We start from the raw sequence: 18,084 nt of genomic DNA on the forward strand, positions 1-18,084 counted from the left end.
GGCTCGCCCTCACCGCGATGGGACCCCCGATGACCCTTCCTCCCACCGGCGCGTTCCCCCGGCTGCCCCTCAGCAGCGGCGCCGATGCCGACCCCCACCACTCGCCCGACCCCTCCGCCCGGCGGCCCGGCGGCGCCAGCCCCTCCGTGGTCGCCCTCGGCGGCGGGCACGGGCTCTCGGCGAACCTCGCCGCGCTGCGCCGGATCACCCCGGTGCTCACGGCGGTCGTGACGGTGGCCGACGACGGCGGCTCCTCCGGCCGGCTGCGCGACGAGCTCGGCGTCCTGCCCCCGGGGGACCTGCGGATGGCGCTCGCCGCGCTGTGCGACGACTCCGAGTGGGGCCGGACGTGGCGCGACGTCATGCAGCACCGGTTCAGCTCCTCGGAGGGGCGTACCACGACCCTCGACAACCACGCGCTGGGCAACCTGCTCATCGTCACGCTGTGGGAGCTGCTGGGGGACCCGGTGGCGGGGCTCGAGTGGGCGGGCGCCCTGCTGGGCGCCCGCGGCCGGGTGCTGCCGATGTCCACGCAGCCGCTGGTCATCGCCGGCGACGTCCCCGGCGCCCTGTCCGGCGGGAGCGCGAGCGGCTGCGCGAGCGAGGCCGGCACGGTCCGCACGATCACCGGGCAGGCGGTCCTGGCGAAGCAGGCCGACGTCTGCAACGTGCGGCTCGTGCCCCCGGACGCCCCGGCCTGCCCGCAGGCGGTCGAGGCGGTCGGGCTCGCCGACTGGGTGATCATGGGGCCGGGCTCGTGGCACACCTCCGTGCTGCCGCACCTGCTGCTGCCCGAGCTGCGGCAGGCGATCTGCGGCTCGCCGGCGCGCCGCTGCGTCACCCTGAACCTCTCGCCGGACACCGAGACGCGCGGCAAGACCGCCGCCGACCACCTGCGGGTCCTGCACGACTACTGCCCCGAGCTGACCCTGGACGTGGTCCTCGCCGACCCCTCGGCCACCGAGGACGGCGCCGACCTCGAGGAGGTCGCCCGCGGCCTGGGCGCCGAGGTCTTCTACGCCGACGTCCGGGCGCACCCCGGCACCGCCGTGCACAACACGCTCCGGCTCGCGGCCGCCTACCAGGAGATCTTCGAGCGCCACCGCTGAGCCTGCCGCCCCACCCCCACACACCCCAGCATCCCCAGGAAAGGAACCGCGTGGCCCTGACGTCATCGGTGAAGGAAGAACTGTCCCGCCTCGAGATCAAGAGGTCCTCGGAGCGCCGCGCCGAGCTCTCCGCCCTGCTGCGCTTCGCGGGTGGGCTCCACATCGTCTCGGGACGCATCGTCGTCGAGGCGGAGGTGGACCTCGGCGCCACCGCGCGCAGGGTGCGCCGCGCCGTCCACGAGGTCTTCGGCCACGACAGCGAGATCGTGGTCGTCTCCGGCGGGGGACTGCGGCGCGGGAGCTCCTACGTGGTGCGCGTCGTCGAGGACGGCGAGGCCCTCGCCCGCCAGACGGGACTGCTCGACTCGCGCGGGCGCCCCGTGCGCGGGCTCCCGCCCGCCGTGGTCAACGGGGCCGTGGCCGACGCCGAAGCGGTGCTGCGCGGGGCCTTCCTGGCCCACGGCTCCCTCACGGAGCCCGGCCGCTCCGCCGCGATGGAGTTCACCTGCCCCGGCCCGGAGGCCGCCCTCGCGCTCGTGGGCGCGGCCCGCCGGCTCGGCGTCCTCGCGAAGGCCCGCGAGGTGCGCGGCGTGGACCGGGTGGTCGTGCGGGACGGGGACGCGATCGCCGCGCTGCTCACCCGGATGGGTGCCCACCAGACGCTCCTCCAGTGGGAGGACCGGCGGATGCGCAAGGAGGTGCGCGCCACCGCCAACCGCCTCGCCAACTTCGACGACGCCAACCTCCGCCGCTCCGCGCAGGCCGCCGTGGCCGCCGGCGCCCGGGTGGAGCGCGCCCTGGAGATCCTCGGCGACGAGGTCCCGGAGCACCTGCGGCAGGCGGGGGAGCTGCGGCTGTCCAACAAGCAGGCCAGCCTCGACGAGCTGGGCCGGCTCGCCGACCCCCCGCTCACCAAGGACGCCGTGGCGGGCCGGATCCGCCGGCTGCTGGCCATGGCGGACCGCCGGGCGGAGGAGCTGAACCTCCCGGGCACCGACGCCGGTGTCGCCGCGGAGGCCCTGCCCTCCTGAGCGGGGCGCGCCGGCGCCGCTGCGCCGGCGCGGTCACTCCGGGGCCGCGCCGGGAGAGGGCTTTGGTCCCGCGTGGGTTTCCGAGGGTCCGCATCCCTCGATGTGGGATTGTATGGGTTTGGCGATGAATACCGGGTGAATCTTTCACGACCCCAAGACATCCCAGGGATAACCACGTAGAATGGGACCTGGTTCAACGATCCAGACCCCGACCAACACAGGAGTACCCAGTGACCATTCGAGTGGGCATCAACGGTTTCGGACGCATCGGACGCAACTTCCTCCGCGCGGCGCGCGAGCAGGGCGAGAACATCGAGGTCGTGGCCGTGAACGACCTCACGGACCCGGAGGCCCTGGTCCACCTCTTCAAGTACGACTCCATCATGGGCCGGTTCCCCGGCGAGGTGACGCTCAACGGCGACACCATGAGCGTCGACGGCCACGAGGTCAAGTTCCTCGCCGAGCCCGACCCCGCCAAGCTGCCCTGGGGCGAGCTCGGCGTGGACGTCGTCGTCGAGTCGACCGGCCGCTTCACCAACGGCTCCAAGGCCAAGGCCCACCTGGACGGCGGCGCCAAGAAGGTCGTCCTGTCCGCCCCGGGCAAGGAGATCGACGGCACGTTCGTGCCCGGCGTCAACCTCGACACCTACGACGCCGCGTCGATGAACATCGTCTCCGCGGCCTCCTGCACCACGAACTGCCTCGCGCCCATGGCGAAGGTCCTCAACGACGCGTTCGGCATCGAGCGGGGTCTGATGACCACCATCCACGCCTACACCGCGGACCAGAACCTGCAGGACGGCCCGCACAGCGACCTGCGCCGCGCCCGCGCCGCCGCCCTCAACATGGTGCCCACCACCACCGGCGCGGCCGCCGCCGTGGGCCTCGTGCTGCCCGAGCTCAAGGGCAAACTGGACGGTTTCGCCGTGCGCGTGCCCGTGCCCACCGGCTCCGTCGTGGACCTCACCTTCGACGCCCAGAAGGAGGTCACCGTCGAGTCGGTCAACGCCGCCATGAAGGAGGCCGCCGAGGGTCCCATGAAGGGCATCGTCAAGTACACCGAGGACCCCATCGTCTCCTCGGACATCCAGGGCGACAGCATCTCCACGATCTTCGACGCCCCGCTGACGAAGGTCATCGGCAACCAGGTCAAGGTCATCGCCTGGTACGACAACGAGTGGGGCTACACCTCCCGCCTCGTCAACGTCGTCTCCCACGTCGGCGCGCAGCTCTGAGCCCGTCGCCGCGCGACGCCGCCGGGGTAGGGTGAGTGGCATGGCTCATGCACTTGACGAACTGATCGCCGACGGCGTCGCCGGGCGCCGCGTCCTGGTCCGCTCCGACCTCAACGTCCCCCTGGACGGCTCCACCGTGACCGACGACGGGCGCGTCCGCGCGTCCCTGCCGGTCCTGAAGAAGCTGGCCGACGCCGGGGCCCGCGTCATCGTGATGGCGCACCTGGGCCGGCCCAAGGGGCAGGTCGACCCGAAGTACTCGATCGCGCCCGCCGCGCGGAAGCTGGCCGAGCTGGCCGACTTCCCCGTGGCGGTCGCCTCCGACGTCGTCGGGGAGGACGCCCGGGCCAAGGCCGAGGCCCTCGCCGACGGCGAGGTGCTCGTGATCGAGAACGTCCGCTTCGACCCCCGCGAGACCTCGAAGGACGACGCCGAGCGCGGCGCCTTCGCGGACGAGCTCGCCGCCCTGACGGGCGAGAACGGGGCCTACGTGGACGACGCCTTCGGCGCGGTGCACCGCAAGCACGCCTCCGTGTTCGACATCGCCCACCGGCTCCCGGCCTACCTGGGCGATCTCGTCAAGCGGGAGCTGGACGTGCTCACCAAGGTGGTCTCCGCCCCCGAGCGCCCCTTCGTGGTGGTCATGGGCGGGTCCAAGGTCTCCGACAAGCTCGCCGTGATCGAGAACCTCATCGGCAAGGCCGACTCGCTGCTCATCGGCGGCGGCATGGTCTTCACGTTCCTCGCCGCCCAGGGGCACTCAGTGGGCGGCTCCCTCCTGGAGCAGGACCAGATCGGGACGGTCAAGGACTACCTCGAGAAGGCCTCCGCGGCCGGCACCGAGATCGTCCTCCCCGTGGACATCGTCTACGCGGCGGAGTTCGCCGCGGACGCCGCCCACGAGGTGCGCCCGGTCGACGCCATCGAGGACGGCGAGATCGGCTCCACCGGTCTCGGCCTGGACATCGGCCCCGAGTCCGCGAAGCTGTTCGCCGAACGGATCCGCGGCGCGAAGACCGTGTTCTGGAACGGCCCCGCGGGCGTGTTCGAGATGGAGGCCTTCGCCGGGGGCACCCGGGCGGTCGCCGAGGCCGTGGTGGCCTCGGACGCGATGAGCGTCATCGGCGGCGGCGACTCCGCCTCGGCCGTGCGCAACCTCGGGTTCTCCGACGACCAGTTCGGGCACATCTCCACCGGTGGCGGCGCCTCCCTCGAGTTCATCGAGGGCAAGGAGCTCCCCGGGGTCGTGGCCCTGGGCGCCTGACCCGCACGCTCCCCGCCACGGCGCCGGGGGCGCCCCGGGGCCGCACGGCCCGGGGCGCCCCTGCCGCCCAGCGCACCACTGCCGAACCGCACGACGAGCGGCGCACCCGCCGCGGACAGGAGTCCCCATGACCTCGCAGACCAACGGTCAGTTCGACCGCACGCCGCTGATCGCCGGCAACTGGAAGATGAACATGGACCACGCCCAGGCGATCACCCTGCTGCAGAAGCTGGCGTGGACCCTGGACGACGCCAAGCACGACTACTCCCGCGCCGAGGTGGCCGTCTTCCCGCCGTTCACCGACCTCCGCTCCGTCCAGAGCCTCGTGGACGGTGACGACCTGCGCGTCGTCTACGGCGCCCAGGACCTCTCCGACCAGGACTCCGGCGCCTACACCGGCGACATCTCCGGCCAGTTCCTGGCCAAGCTCGGCTGCACCTACGTGCTCGTGGGCCACTCCGAGCGCCGCACGGTCCACGGCGAGTCCGACGAGCTGTGCAACGCCAAGATCGCCGCCGCCCACCGCCACGGCCTGGTCCCGGTGCTGTGCGTCGGCGAGGGCCTCGAGGTCCGGCAGGCCGGCGAGCACGTCGCCTTCACGCTCGAGCAGCTGCGCGGCTCCATCGCCGGCCTCGAGGCGGACCGGGTGGCCGAGCTCGTGGTGGCCTACGAGCCCGTCTGGGCGATCGGCACCGGCGAGGTCGCCGGTCCCGAGGACGCCCAGGAGATGGCCGCCGCCATCCGCGCCGAGCTGGCCGGGCTCTACGACGACGGGACCGCCGCGAAGACCCGCATCCTCTACGGCGGTTCCGCGAAGGCTGCCAACGCCGGCTCGATCCTCAAGGGCAAGGACGTGGACGGCGTCCTCGTCGGCGGCGCCAGCCTCGACGCCGAGGAGTTTGCTAGCATTGCCAGGTTCGAGCAGCACCTCGTGACCGACTGATCACGACCCCCTGACCGTCCGCGCCCGCCGGGCGCGGCTGCTCGACGGACACCCCCGAGGGAAGGCCCCAGTGGAAATTCTGCAGAACGTGCTCCTGGCGATCATCGTGCTCACGAGCCTCCTGGCCGTTCTCCTCGTCCTGCTCAACAAGGGCAAGGGCGGGGGCCTCTCCGACATGTTCGGCGGCGGCATGACCCAGTCCCTCAACACCTCGGGCGTGGCGCAGAAGAACCTGGTCCGCCTCACCACCACCACGGCCGTGGTCTGGGCCCTGTCCATCGCGGCCTACGCGCTGACCATGCGCTTCGCCGAAGTGGCCGTCTGAGCCGACGGCTGGTCGAACGACCCCCGGCCTCCCCGGCCGACCACGGAAGTCCGTGCTCGGCCGGGGAAGCCGGGGGTCGTCCGCGCTGAGGGGCCGCCGCATGCGCCCGGCGACGTGCGGTCCCCGCGCCCCGGATCAGCGCCCGTACTGGACCCGCAACGAGGCGTCGTCGGGCAACATCACCACCGTTCCCTCCTCGACGGACCACCCCTCGTGGAGGAAGAAGTACCGTTCCCCGCTGACGGTGAGCAGGCGCAGCCCGTCGTAGCGGTACAGCGGGGCCTCGGCCGTGCCCAGCTCGTGCGTCGTGACCCCCAGGACGTCGAGGCCCAGTGGTTCCTGGCTGTAGACCTGCGCCCGGGGCAGCCACGGCAGGTTCACCTCGAGATCCTCCGCGAGCCCCCGTCCACGGGCCTCCGCGAAGTTCGAGGTTCCCCAGAAGAGCAGCAGCGCCACGAGGACCAGGAGCAGCGTCGCCTCGACGGCCTGCTGCTCGGCGGGCCGTCGAGGGCCCTCCACGGCAGCGGCACAGCGGCGGATGCGGACGGCCCACGCGGCCACGAGCACGCCGGCGGTGACGAGGTACGGGGCGTACAGGGGGCTGTAGACGCGTTCGGCGAACAGCAGGACGACCATGAGGCCGATCAGGGCCCCTGCACCGAGCAGAGCCGCCCGCGGCAGTGCGGTCGCCCACCTGCCGGCCGCTCCCCGGTCGATGCGTCTCCGCAGCAGCCGGTCCAGCCCGACCCACAGCATCGCCAGCGCGACCAGCAGCAGCAGCGGCAGGTACAGCGCGCTGATGCTCAGCAGCGCGAAGTCCCGCGTGGTGTAGCCGAACAGGTTGACATGCAGTCCCATCCACTCGGCCTGCGCCTTCGCGCGAGCCCAGCCGAAGTAGAACACCAGGGCCGTGACCACGGTGGCCGGCGGCCCGATGACCGACACGTAGCCCAGGACGTGCGACCACACGGAGCCGGTCGGGGCAGCGGTCTCCGTCATCGTTGCCGCCCGGTACCGCAGCCGCAGCGGCCCGTCAGGAGCCGGGGGCCGGACATGCCGTCGTGCCGGGGGCGTAGTCCAGGGCGACCGTGCTGAGGGCCGGGTCCTCGAGCACGTAGCCGGAGCCCGAGAGGGCCACCGGCAGCGAACCACCCGCCTCCGGGACCGGTGCCGGGGGCGCCACGAAGAACGGTCCGGTCGATGCCCACTGGATCGGCACGGGAGTCGGCCCCACGGTGACGAACTGCACGCTGCCCACGGGCAGGGCCCGGTCCTGCACGTTTCCGCGCAGGTGGACAGGAACGCCTCCGCACGGCGGCACGGGCACGGCGGACTCGCCGGCCTCGTCCGGCGCGGTCGCGAGCCCCGTGATGGACAGGGGGCAGGCGGTGCCCGGCGTGTCGACGAGCACGGGCACGTCCTCGGGGTGGTCCCGGTGGAACTGCACCAGACGCTGCAGCATGGCGACCGCCGCAACGTCGTGACAGCTCTGCGGCAGCGGCGCGGCAGCCAGTGCCGCCGCCCCCTGGGACCAGAGCGCCTCGTCGTTGGTCACGGCCGCCCGGCACAACAGGGAGGCGGCGTCCTGCGCGCTCGCGCCGGCCAGGCTGTCGTGGTCGCACGTGCCGGCGCGCAGGGCCACGTACCATCCCGGTTCTCCGGGACCGACGGGTCCGATCGGCAGACCGCCGATCACGGGAGCGACGCGAGGAGGGGCCGGGGTGCTGCCCTCGCCGCCGCTCCCGCCGCCGGGACGCGCACCGCCGTTGCCCTCGCCGCCGGGACGCGCACCGTCGGGACCCCCACCGCCGTTGCTCCCACCGCCGGGAGCGGCACCGTCGGGAGCGGCACCGTCGGATCGGCCGCGGGCGGAGCCGTCACGCCCGGGCCCGGCGGCGTCCTCGGAGCCGGGCTCGGCACTCGGAAGGTCCGTGGAGCCGTCCGAGGTCCGCGCGGAAAGGTCCGATTCCGGCTCGGTGGTCTGCTCGGCCGCAGGGGATCCGTTCGCCGGCTCGGCGCCGTCGTCGGGCCCGCCCCGGCCGCACGCCGTGAGCACCACGAGGACGCCGGCGGCCAGGACGGTGCCGGCGCGGACGGGACGTGCCGGGAACACGACCTCACCGGCCGTCCGCGCTCGTCCGGATGTCGCCACAGGTACGCAGGATCTCCATGGTCATGGATCCCGTTCTCTTCGCCAGGCGCTCGGGTGCCGACTCTCATCGGTGAGCATGACGGCACAGGCGTCACTACGGCGTGACTACCGTCCGGTCACTCGGGGTGCTTCGCCCCGGCGGCCCGACGCGTCAGCCGTCGAGGGCGTCCTGCGTGACCAGCAGCAGCGTCTCCTCGGTCCCGCGCACCCCGGCCCCGGGCGTGCGTTCGATCGGGGCGCCGCCGCGGACGGCCGCGACCGCCCCTGCCTTGTCCGCCCCGGCCACGAGGAACCAGACCCGCTCCGCGCTGTTGATCATCGGCAGCGTCATGGTCACCCGCTCCGGCGGGGGCTTGGGGGAGTCCCACACCCCCAGCACGGTGGCGTCCTGCTCGTGCACGTGCGGCAGCCCCGGGAACAGGGAGGCCACGTGGCCGTCGGGGCCCAGGCCCAGCAACGAGAGGTCAAACCGGGGGAAGGCCTCCGTCCGCTGCTCCGCGTCGGCCGCCGCCGCCAGCTCGCGCCGGTAGTCGAAGGCGGCGTCCTCGGCGGTGGCGAAGTCGTCGGCGCTGCCCATGTAGTGCACCCGGTCCGGGTTCAGGTCCAGGGCCCCGCCCACGGCCTCGACGGCCTGGACGCAGTTGCGATCGGCGCTGTCGCCGGCCACGAAGCGCTCGTCCGACCACCACACGTCGACGCGGGTCCAGTCGACCTCGTCCCGGCGGGCGGAGGCGGCGAGGGCCGCGAGCACCGCGGTGCCCATGCTCCCGCCGGTGAGCACGAGGCTCGCCTCCCCGCGCTCCTCCTGCGCCGCCACGACCACGTCGAGGACCCGGTCCGCGGTGTCCGCGGCGAGCGACTGCTTGTCCGGGTGGGCGACGGTCTCCAGCTCGGCGCTCATGCGCGCTCCTCCCCGGGGGCCAGGACGGACGTCTCGGGTGCCGGGACGGATGCCTCGGCGGCCGGGACCGCACCGGAGTCCGGTTCCGCCGGCTCGTCCGCCGGGGCGTCGTCGGGCGTCGTCCGGTCCCGGTCGGGGAGGCGGCCGCCGTGCTCGGCGAGGAACCGTGCGGCGCCGGGGGTGAGCTCGCCGGCGGTGTCCACGATCTGGGCGATCCGCACGTCCCGCAGGCCGGTCGTGATCACCTCGCCGTAGACCTCGTCGGGGTCCAGGCGCCGGAGCTCCTCGGCGATGCAGGCGTTGAGGTCCCGCACGGGCATGGCGATCTGCTGGTCGGGCTGACCCGGCTGCCGCAGCATCGCCACGGACCGGCCCGGGCGCTCGAGCACGATCTCGCCGTCGTCCCGGACGAGGGTCACCCGGTCGAGGCGGCGGGGCCCGGGGCTGTTGATCAGCGTCACGTCGGCGTCGAGCCGGGTGCCCAGCCACGTGCCGAGCAGCACCACGCTGGGGGAGCGGCCGCACCCCTCCACGACGACCTCGCGCACGGGCGCGGGCTCCGCCTGGTCCAGGACCGCGGCCAGCTGGATCCGCCAGTTGGTCACCCGGGTCCAGGCCAGATCCGTGTCGCCGGGGACGTACCGGGTGCTCAGCTCGGCGAGCGCCTCGTAGGCGTCGTCGCTGCGCGCGGAGTCCGTGATCCGGCGGTGGGCGATCCCGGCGATGGACGAGGTGTGCGGCGAGGGCGGCGGCACCGTGTGCGCCCACCAGGCGACGATCGGCGCGTCCGGCAGCAGCAGCGCCGAGAACAGGGTCTCGGTGGGCTCGGCGAGCTCGCCGTAGCCGTGCAGCACGATGACTTCGGAGGCGCCCGCGTCACCGCCCATGCGCAGCTGGGCGTCGAGCCGGGTGCTCTCGGCCTGGGAGTGCGCCACGTGCACGAGGATCCGGCACGGGTGCTCGTGGCTCGCGAAGTTCGCGGCCTCCAGGGCGGCCTCGGAGTGCCCGGCCTGGGCGAGGATCACGAGCGTGAGGACCCGGCCGAGCGTCACGACGCCGTGCTGGTCCCGCAGCTGGCTCAGCTTCTTGTCGATGGCCGAGGTGGTGGTGTTCTCCATCGAAACGATCACGGTCGCCTCCAGACGCGTCCGTCGCGGGCCAGCAGCTCGTCGGCGGCGGCGGGTCCCCAGGACCCGGGCGCGTACGGCTCCGGCATGATCTCCTGCTCCGACCAGCACTGCTCGAAGGGGTCGAGGATCCGCCAGGACAGCTCGACCTCCTCGTGGTCGGGGAACAGCGGTGGTTCCCCGAGCAGCAGGTCGAGGATCAGGCGCTCGTAGGCCTCCGGGCTGGACTCGGTGAACGAGTGGCCGTAGCCGAAGTCCATCGTGACGTCCCGGATCTCCGACTGGGTCCCGGGCACCTTGGAGCCCAGCCGGATGGTCACGCCCTCGTCGGGCTGGATCCGGACCACGATGACGTTCTGTCCCAGGTCCTCGTGGCCGTTGTCCCCGAACAGCAGGTTGGGGGAGTTCTTGAACTGCACCGCGATCTCGGTCACCCGCCGGCCCAGGCGCTTGCCGGCGCGCAGGTAGAACGGCACGCCCGCCCACCGGCGGTTGTTGATGTCCACGCGCAGCGCCGCGTAGGTCTCGGTGCGGGAGTCGGCGGGGATGTCCTGCTCCTCGAGGAAGCCCCGCACGCGCTCACCGCCCTGCAGACCGGCCTCGTACTGGCCGAGCGCCGAGTGCGCCGCCCGGTCCTCGGGGACGACGACGGAGGCCAGGACCTTCGCCTTCTCGGCGCGCATGTGGTGGGCCTGGAACGACAGCGGCTCCTCCATGGCGGTGAGGGCCAGCAGCTGCAACAGGTGGTTCTGGATGACGTCGCGGGCCGCGCCCACGCCGTCGTAGTAGCCGGCGCGGGAGCCGATGCCGATGTCCTCGGCCATGGTGATCTGCACGTGGTCCACGAACTGCGCGTTCCACAGGGGCTCGAACATCTGGTTCGCGAAGCGCAGCGCCAGGATGTTCTGCACCGTCTCCTTGCCCAGGTAGTGGTCGATGCGGAACACCGAGTCCGCCGGGAACACCCGCTCCACGATGGCGTTGAGCTCCTGCGCGGACTCGAGGTCGTGGCCGAAGGGCTTCTCGATGACCACGCGGCGCCACCCGGAGGCGTTCTCGTGCTGGGCCAGGCCGTGGTCGGCGAGCTGCTGGCAGACCGTCTCGAACGCCTTCGGCGGGATCGAGAGGTAGAACGCGTGGTTGCCGCGCGTCCCCGAGTGCACGTCGAGCTCCTTGAGGGTCGACTTGAGCGCCTCGTAGGCCTTGTCCTCGTCGAACTCCCCGCGCACGAACCGGACGCCGGAGGCGAACTGGCGCCACACGTCCTCCTGGAAGGGGGTGCGGGCGTGCGCCTCGACGGACTCGCGCACCACCTCGCGGAACTGCTCGTGGGACCAGTCGCGGCGGCCGAAGCCGACGAGCGCGAAGGACGGCGGCAGCAGACCCCGGTTGACGAGGTCGTACATCGCCGGCAGCAGCTTCTTCTTCGCGAGGTCTCCCGTCACGCCGAAGAGCACGAGCGCCGACGGGGCGGCGACCCGGACGAGCCGCCTGTCCCTCGGGTCCCGCAGGGGATTGCGGGCGTTGTTGTCTGGCAACGGTACTCCTTCACGTCTCTGCGGGGCCGTGGCACCCACGGGGGCCTGCACGCGCAACGGTCGGCGCGGGAACGAACTCCCGCGCCGACCGTGGCGTGCTCCCATTCTAGGTCAGCGGTCCGGTCGCGCCGGCCGGGTCAGCCGCCGAGGGCGTCGACGGCCCGGCGCAGCCGGTCCACGCCCGCGGCGCGGTCCGCGAGCCGCAGCCGCAGCACGGGCCGCCCGTGGTCGGCGAGGACCTGGGCGTCCCCGTCGGCCTGGGCGGAGATCAGCTCGCCGAAGCTGAACGGGCTGTCCGGGATCTCGAGGTCCGTCTCCGAGGCGGCGGTGATCTGCAGGTACACGCCCTCCGCCGGTCCGCCCTTGTGGTACTGGCCGGTGGAGTGCAGGAACCGGGGGCCCCAGCCGAACGTCACGGGCCGGCCGGTGGCCCGGGCGAGGACGGGGCGGACGCTCTCCAGCTCGGCCCACGAGAGCCGGTCGAAGTACGCCTGCACGGACAGGTAGCCGTTCTCCGGCAGCTGCGCGAGCAGCTTGGCGAGCGCGTCCTCGACCGTCTGCGCCCCGTCGAGCAGCTCCTGCGCCCCGCGGATCTCCACGGGCCCGTCCACGACGTCCGCGGCCGTGGGCTGCGGCTTGTCCTCGAGCAGGGCGCGGGTGGCGTTCTTGGCGGACTCCACGTCGGGCTGGTCGTACGGGTTGATGCCGAGCAGCCGCCCGGCCGCCGCGGTGGCGACCTCCCACAGCATGAGCTGGGCGCCGAGGGAGCCGGAGACCCGCACGACGTCGCCCTCGGGGGCCTGCTCCTCGTCCACGCCGACGAGCTCCACGACGAGGACGTCGGAGGCCCCCGAGGAGGCCTCCGGGGCGTCGCCGGCGCCGACGACGACGGGCAGCACGCCCTTGCCCTCCTTGCCCGTGGACTCGGCGATCAGCTGCTCCGCCCAGTCGGCGAACCCGGCGATCCCGGAACCCAGGTCCCGGAACACGAGCTTGTTGCGCAGCGGCTGCGTGCCGCCGAGCGCCGCGCCCAGGTGCAGGCCGGGGTTGTCCTCGGCGTCCTCGCGCAGCACCTCGCCGGCCTCGTCGGCGTCGTCGAGCAGGGCCCCGACGTCCACGCCGGCCAGACCGGAGGGGACCAGGCCGAAGGCGGTGAGCGCCGAGAAGCGCCCGCCCACGGTCGGGTCGGCGGTGAAGACCCGGCGGTAGCCGGCCTCCCGTGCGGACGCCTCCATGGGCGAGCCGGGGTCGGTGACCACCACGATGCGCGAGGCGGCGTCGATGCCCGCGTCCTCGAACGCCCGGGCGAAGACCCGGCGCGCCGAGTCGGTCTCCACGGTGGAGCCGGACTTGGAGGAGACCACGATCGCGGTGCGCTCGAGGCGGTCGGCGAGGGCCGCGCCCACCATCTCCGGGTCCGTGGAGTCGAGCACGAACAGCTCGACCCCGGCGGTCCGGGTGATCACCTCGGGGGCGAGGGAGGACCCGCCCATGCCCGCCAGCACGAACCGGTCCACGCCCTCCGCCGCGAACTCCTCGCGGAGCGCGGTGATCTCGGCGACGAGCGGGCGGGAGACCTCGGCGGCCTCCACCCAGCCCAGTCGCTTGGCGGACTCGTCCTCGGCCGCAGCGCCCCACAGGGTGGGGTCCTGGGCGAAGAGCTTCGAGGCGAACCTGTCGCCCACCAGCGCGGGCACGTGCCGGTCGACGGCCTCGCGGGCGGCACCTGAGGTCTGGACGGACAGGGAGCTCATGGGTTCTCCTTCGGGTGGGGCGGCACGGACGGTGCTCGGGTCAGGACGGGACGGGCTCAGCGGGCGTTGTCGAGGGCGGCGCGCACGGTGTCGAGCAGCTCCGCCCAGGAGTCCTCGAACTTGGTGAGACCCTCCGCCTCGAGCTGGGCGACGACCTCGTCGTAGGAGATCCCCACGCCGGCGATCCGGTCCAGGAGCTCGTTGGACTCCGCGTAAGTGCCGGTGACGGTGTCCCCGGTGACCTCGGCGTGGTCGAACGTGGCCTCCAGGGTCTTCTCCGGCATGGTGTTCACGGTGTTCGGGGCCACCAGCCCGGTCACGTACAGGGTGTCCGGCAGGGACGGGTCCTTGACCCCGGTGGAGGCCCACAGCGGGCGCTGCGGGTTCGCCCCGGCCGAGGCCAGCCGCTCCCAGCGCTCGGTGGCCAGGGCGTCCTCGTAGATCTGGTAGGCGAGCCGGGCGTTGGCCAGACCGGCCTTGCTCTTGAGCGCGGCGGCCTCGTCGGTGCCGATCGCGTCCAGGCGCTTGTCGACCTCGGAGTCCACCCGGGAGACGAAGAATGACGCCACGGAGTGGATGGTGGAGAGGTCCTTGCCGTTCTCGAGCGCCTGCTCCAGGCCCAGCTGGTAGGCGTTGATGACCGCGCGGTAGCGCTCGAGGGAGAAGATCAGTGTCACGTTGACGGAGATCCCCTCGGCGATGGTCGCGGTGATCGAGGGCAGGCCCGCCTCGGTGGCGGGGATCTTGATCAGCGCGTTGGGGCGGTCGATGGTCTGGGACAGGCGCTGGGCCATGGCGGCGGTCGCCTCGGCGTCCTGGGCCAGGCGCGGGTCCACCTCGATGGACACCCGCCCGTCCTCGCCCCGGGTGGCCTCGGCGATGGGGGCGAAGAGGTCGCAGGCGTCGCGCACGTCGTCGGTGGTGATGGCCAGCACGGCCTCGTCCACGTCCGTGCCGGCGGCGGCGAGCTGCTTGACCTGGTCCTCATAGGCGTCGTGCTTGGCCAGCGCGGCGGCGAAGATCGTCGGGTTCGTGGTCACGCCCACGACGTCCTTCTCGTCGATCAGCCGCTGCAGCCCGCCGGAGGCAAGGCGTTCGCGGGAGAGGTCGTCGAGCCAGATCGAGACGCCGGCGTCGGAGAGCTTCTGGGTGGGGGTGGTCATGTGTCTGTCACTCCTCGTGCTCGGGGGAAGATGGTCGGTCGGTGCGCGCCGCGGCTCAGCGGCCCACGGAGGCGGTGGCCTGCGCGGCGGTGAGGGACTCCTGGGCGGCGGCGGTGACGGCCTCGGCGGTGATGCCGAACTCGCGGTAGAGGGTCTCGTAGTCGGCGGACTCCCCGAAGTGCTCCAGGGACACGGCCCGCCCGTGATCGCCGAGCAGGTCCCGCCAGGACATGGCGATCCCGGCCTCCACCGACACGCGGGCCTTCACGGCCGCCGGGAGCACGGACTCGCGGTACTCGGCGTCCTGGGCGTCGAACCACTCCCGGCACGGCATGGACACCACCCGGGCGGCCACCCCCTGCGCCTTGAGCTGCTCGCGGGCCGCCACGGCCAGGGAGACCTCGGAGCCGGTGCCGATGAGGATCACGTCCGGGGTGCCCTCGGTGTCGGCCAGGACGTAGCCGCCCCGGGCCACGCCCTCGGCGGAGGCGAACTTCTCCCCGTCGGCCTCGGGGTGCAGGTCCGCCCGGGCGAAGGTGGGCACGTTCTGACGGGTCAGGGCGATGCCGGCCGGGCCGTGCCGGTTCTCCAGCATCGTCCGCCACGCGATCGCGGTCTCGTTGGCGTCGGCCGGGCGCACCACGTCCAGGCCCGGGATCGCGCGCAGCGCCGAGAGCTGCTCCACGGGCTGGTGGGTGGGTCCGTCCTCGCCGAGGCCGATGGAGTCGTGGGTCCACACGTAGATCGAGGGGACCTTCATCAGCGCGCCCAGGCGCACGGCGGGGCGCTGGTAGTCGGAGAAGATCAGGAACGTCCCGGAGAACGCCCGGGTCTGGGAGGACATGGTGATGCCGTTGACGATCGCCGCCGCGGCGTGCTCGCGGATGCCGAAGTGCAGCACCCGCCCGTAGGGGTTGCCGGTCCACTTCGCGGTGGAGCGGGCCTCGGGGATGAAGGAGGGCGCGGACTCGATGGTGGTGTTGTTGGAGCCGGCCAGGTCGGCCGAGCCGCCCCACAGCTCGGGGAACGTGTCGGCGATCGCGTTGATCACCTTGCCGGAGGCCGAGCGGGTGGCCACGTCCTTGCCGGCCTCGAAGACGGGGAACGCGTCGGCGTAGTTCTCGGGCAGCTCCTCGGCGCGGATCCGGTCGTAGAGCTTCGCCCGCTCCGGGTTGGCCTCCCGCCAGGCCTGGAACTGCCGCTCCCACTCGTCGCGGACCTGCTTCATGCGGTCCTGGATGCCGCGGGTGTGGGCGATGACCTCGTCCTCCACCACGAAGGACTTCTCGGGGTCGAAGCCGAGGATCTCCTTGGTCGCCGCGACCTCGTCGGCCCCGAGCTTGGAGCCGTGGATGCCGCCGGTGTTCTGCTTTCCCGGCGCGGGCCAGCCGATGATCGTGCGCAGGGCGATCAGCGAGGGCTTGGCGGTCTCGGCCTTGGCCGCGCGGATCGCGGCGTAGAGCTCCTCGACGTCCTCGACGTAGTCCCCGGTCCTCGTCCAGTCCACCCGGGCCACGTCCCAGCCGTAGGCCTCGTAGCGGGCGAGGACGTCCTCGGTGAACGCCACGTCGGTGTCGTCCTCGATCGAGATGTGGTTCTGGTCGTAGATCACCACGAGGTTGCCCAGCTCCTGCACCCCGGCCAGCGAGGACGCCTCGGAGGTCACGCCCTCCTGGAGGTCGCCGTCGGAGGCGATCACGTACACGGTGTGGTCGAACGGGGAGGTCCCGGCGGGGGCCTCGGGGTCGAACAGGCCGCGGGTGTAGCGCTGGGCGTAGGCGAAGCCCACGGCCGAGGCCAGGCCCTGGCCCAGCGGGCCGGTGGTGATCTCCACCCCGGTGGTGTGCCGGTACTCCGGGTGCCCCGGGGTCTTCGAGCCCCAGGTCCGCAGGGACTCGATGTCCTCGAGCTCCATGCCGTAGCCGGACAGGAACAGCTGCAGGTACAGGGTCAGCGAGGTGTGCCCGGGGGAGAGGATGAACCGGTCACGGCCCGTCCACCGGTCGTCGGTGGGGTCGTGACGCATCACCTTCTGGAACAGCAGGTACGCCGCCGGGGCCAGGGACATCGCCGTGCCGGGGTGGCCGTTGCCCACCTTCTCCACCGCGTCCGCGGCCAGCACCCGCACCGTGTCCACGGCACGCCGGTCCTGCTCGGTCCAGGTCAGCTTCTGATCGAGTTCGGTCGCCAAGATTCGGTGCCCTTTCCATTGGGGTCCGCTGCCGTGCGCAGCGGGTGCCGGTCGTCGACCGGCGGTTTGGGTCCAGCTTAGGTCACGCGCATTTCGGGCGTGTGACCGACGGCACCGGTCCCCGGGGCCCCGGACGTCTTTCCCGTCATGTCCGGAGCGGGAACGGACGCCGCCACGCGCTATGCTGTATAGGACCTTCTTCCGCGCCCGCGACCACCGCGCCGACCGCTCCTGCGTGCCGGCGACGCACCGTCTCCGGGCCGACCTCGCGCACGGAGCCGGGGGAACACCACCGCAACCGGGAGCAATGATTCTGTGAACTCACTCGAGACGTCGGGACCCGCAGGACGAGCCGTCCTCGGCAACGGGCACACGGGTGATGCGGCGGCCCCCCGCAGCGAGGGACGGATGACGGCCTCCCGGAAGGTGCGGGCCTACGTGGCCCTCATGAAGCCGCGGATCATCGAGCTGCTGCTCGTGGCGACCGTGCCGACCATGATCTTCGCCCAGCAGGGCATGCCGAACCTCTGGCTCATTCTCAACACCCTCGTGGGCGGCACGCTCGCGGCGGGTGCGGCCGGCGCCTTCAACTGCTACATCGACCGGGACGAGGACCGGGTGATGAAGCGCACGGCCAAGCGCCCGCTGGTCACCGGAGAGGTCACCGACCGCGAGGCCCTCGTCTTCGCGTGGGTCCTCACGGCCGTGTCGGTCGCCTGGCTCACGATCGGGGTCAACGTGCTCGCCGGCGCCCTGGGTGCGGCGGCCATCTTCTTGTACGCGGTCTTCTACTCGATCGTGCTCAAGCGCCGCACCGCCCAGAACATCGTCTGGGGCGGGGTCGCCGGGTGCATGCCGGTGCTGATCGGATGGGCCGCCGTGACGGGCGGCCTCGACTGGCCCGCGCTCGTGCTGTTCCTGTTCATCTTCCTGTGGACCCCGCCGCACTACTGGCCGCTGTCCATGAAGTACGCCGACGACTACTCCCGCGCCGGGGTCCCCATGCTGGGCGCCGTGGCCGGGGCCCGCACCGTGGGCAGCCAGGTGGTCCTCTACGCGTGGGCCACGGTGGTGTGCTCGCTGCTGCTCGTCCCCGTCGGCGGCGCCGGCTGGGTCTACGCCGTGACCGCCCTGGCCTCGGGCGCCTGGTTCGTGGGCCACAGCCACAAGCTGCACGCCCTCGCGGTGGCCGGCCGGCCCACGGACAAGCAGGCGATGCACGTCTTCCACGGCTCGATCGCCTACATCACCTTCGTGTTCCTCGCCCTGGCCGTCGACCCGTTCGTGGGCGGCCCCGTCCTCTGAGCCCGACGGGGCCGGCGGGCCCCGCGGCGCCCGCGTCCGGCCGGGG

The 18,084-nt window shown here is 72.8% G+C and carries 15 protein-coding genes; 7 read left to right on the top strand and 8 right to left on the bottom strand.

Features of this window, described 5'->3' with window-relative positions:
* The first annotated feature begins 29 nt into the window (after positions 1–29).
* The 6 genes from E7Z53_RS10255 to secG all read left to right on the top strand — a co-directional run bounded on the left by E7Z53_RS10255 (position 30) and on the right by secG (position 5,907).
* Positions 30–1,109 (top strand): gluconeogenesis factor YvcK family protein, encoded by a 1,080-nt coding sequence (locus tag E7Z53_RS10255; RefSeq protein ID WP_109222858.1) that lies wholly within the window; start codon positions 30–32, stop codon positions 1,107–1,109.
* A gap of 50 nt (positions 1,110–1,159) precedes the next feature.
* Positions 1,160–2,140: a DNA-binding protein WhiA gene (gene whiA, locus E7Z53_RS10260; protein WP_031282663.1), complete on the top strand. Its 981-nt coding sequence runs from the start codon at positions 1,160–1,162 to the stop codon at positions 2,138–2,140.
* 230 nt (positions 2,141–2,370) lie between these two features.
* Complete coding sequence (gene gap / locus E7Z53_RS10265; protein ID WP_031282661.1) at positions 2,371–3,375, top strand: type I glyceraldehyde-3-phosphate dehydrogenase; 1,005 nt, start codon at positions 2,371–2,373, stop codon at positions 3,373–3,375.
* 40 nt (positions 3,376–3,415) lie between these two features.
* Positions 3,416–4,639: a phosphoglycerate kinase gene (locus tag E7Z53_RS10270; RefSeq protein WP_017832805.1), complete on the top strand. Its 1,224-nt coding sequence runs from the start codon at positions 3,416–3,418 to the stop codon at positions 4,637–4,639.
* Positions 4,640–4,766: 127 nt separating this feature from the next.
* On the top strand, positions 4,767–5,582 hold the full coding sequence (gene tpiA / locus E7Z53_RS10275; RefSeq protein ID WP_095651535.1) for a triose-phosphate isomerase: 816 nt from the start codon (positions 4,767–4,769) through the stop codon (positions 5,580–5,582).
* A 70-nt stretch (positions 5,583–5,652) separates the two neighbouring features.
* On the top strand, positions 5,653–5,907 hold the full coding sequence (gene secG / locus E7Z53_RS10280; RefSeq protein WP_035923973.1) for a preprotein translocase subunit SecG: 255 nt from the start codon (positions 5,653–5,655) through the stop codon (positions 5,905–5,907).
* Positions 5,908–6,042: 135 nt separating this feature from the next.
* Here the strand turns inward: secG and E7Z53_RS10285 are convergent, their stop codons facing one another.
* The 8 genes from E7Z53_RS10285 to tkt form a co-directional block, all read right to left on the bottom strand.
* Positions 6,043–6,906 carry a hypothetical protein gene (locus tag E7Z53_RS10285; RefSeq protein ID WP_176337706.1) on the bottom strand — a complete coding sequence of 288 codons (864 nt, stop codon included), beginning with the start codon at positions 6,904–6,906 and terminating at the stop codon, positions 6,043–6,045.
* A 34-nt stretch (positions 6,907–6,940) separates the two neighbouring features.
* Positions 6,941–8,020: a hypothetical protein gene (locus tag E7Z53_RS10290; protein ID WP_176337707.1), complete on the bottom strand. Its 1,080-nt coding sequence runs from the start codon at positions 8,018–8,020 to the stop codon at positions 6,941–6,943.
* A 190-nt stretch (positions 8,021–8,210) separates the two neighbouring features.
* A complete protein-coding gene (gene pgl, locus E7Z53_RS10295; RefSeq protein WP_176337708.1) occupies positions 8,211–8,960 on the bottom strand; it encodes a 6-phosphogluconolactonase in 750 nt (249 codons plus the stop codon).
* Entirely contained in the window at positions 8,957–10,090 is a 1,134-nt protein-coding gene (locus tag E7Z53_RS10300; RefSeq protein WP_176337709.1) for a glucose-6-phosphate dehydrogenase assembly protein OpcA, read from the bottom strand. The genes pgl and E7Z53_RS10300 overlap by 4 nt, the downstream gene beginning before the upstream one ends.
* Entirely contained in the window at positions 10,087–11,598 is a 1,512-nt protein-coding gene (zwf, locus tag E7Z53_RS10305; protein ID WP_017832799.1) for a glucose-6-phosphate dehydrogenase, read from the bottom strand. Before zwf ends, E7Z53_RS10300 begins: the two co-directional genes overlap by 4 nt.
* A 164-nt stretch (positions 11,599–11,762) precedes the next feature.
* Positions 11,763–13,379: a glucose-6-phosphate isomerase gene (locus E7Z53_RS10310; protein ID WP_035923971.1), complete on the bottom strand. Its 1,617-nt coding sequence runs from the start codon at positions 13,377–13,379 to the stop codon at positions 11,763–11,765.
* Between the two features lie 56 nt (positions 13,380–13,435).
* Positions 13,436–14,542 carry a transaldolase gene (gene tal, locus E7Z53_RS10315; protein WP_035923970.1) on the bottom strand — a complete coding sequence of 369 codons (1,107 nt, stop codon included), beginning with the start codon at positions 14,540–14,542 and terminating at the stop codon, positions 13,436–13,438.
* Between the two features lie 55 nt (positions 14,543–14,597).
* Positions 14,598–16,733 (bottom strand): transketolase, encoded by a 2,136-nt coding sequence (gene tkt / locus E7Z53_RS10320; protein WP_035923969.1) that lies wholly within the window; start codon positions 16,731–16,733, stop codon positions 14,598–14,600.
* Between the two features lie 408 nt (positions 16,734–17,141).
* Between tkt and E7Z53_RS10325 the strand changes: the two genes are divergently transcribed.
* On the top strand, positions 17,142–18,038 hold the full coding sequence (locus tag E7Z53_RS10325; RefSeq protein ID WP_017832795.1) for a heme o synthase: 897 nt from the start codon (positions 17,142–17,144) through the stop codon (positions 18,036–18,038).
* Positions 18,039–18,084: the final 46 nt, after the last annotated feature.

The sequence above is a fragment of the Kocuria salina genome (genome assembly GCF_013368965.1).
GTDB lineage: Bacteria > Actinomycetota > Actinomycetes > Actinomycetales > Micrococcaceae > Kocuria > Kocuria rosea.